At 54.0% G+C, this 500-nt stretch carries 1 pseudogene; it reads left to right on the top strand.

Annotated features, from left to right (window positions below):
- Nucleotides 1–500: pseudogene (locus tag RQ738_RS13685) on the top strand (hypothetical protein); the annotation flags it as partial.

Genomic DNA, 500 nt, shown 5'->3' on the forward strand with positions numbered 1-500 from the left:
GGTGGAGTCTGGACAAACGAGGAGCTGATTCCGAGTAACCTTGATATTACGCCTGAACTCCTCGGGTTGCCTGATGACACTCTCAAATGGTGGGGGACAACCACAGTTGGGGCGACCACAGATAGTGGCGAGACGGTTGATGAAATCCGCCGCCGCAACCTGCTTCGCTACCTTCATGGGTTCGATTCTTTGAACGTAGGTGGCGATTCTTCGGTCTACGATCCCCGGCACTGGATCATGGGCGATGTTCTGCACTCTCGCCCGGTGGTGTTCAACTACACCGAGTACCAGCCCGCCGCCGAAAGTGTCTGTCCGGAATCTGCAGATGGTGGTGATTACAACAGTTCGGTGATTTTCGTCGGTGCCAATGACGGCATGCTGCATGCTTTTCGCGATTGCGACGGCAAAGAACTTTGGGGCTTTGTTCCGGATAATGTATTGGCAAACCTCAAGTACTTGCCGGAAACGAAGCATACATCCTACGTCGATTCGCCGCCTTC

It is taken from the genome of Sulfuriflexus sp., assembly GCF_032250955.1.
Taxonomy (GTDB): Bacteria; Pseudomonadota; Gammaproteobacteria; order AKS1; family AKS1; genus Sulfuriflexus.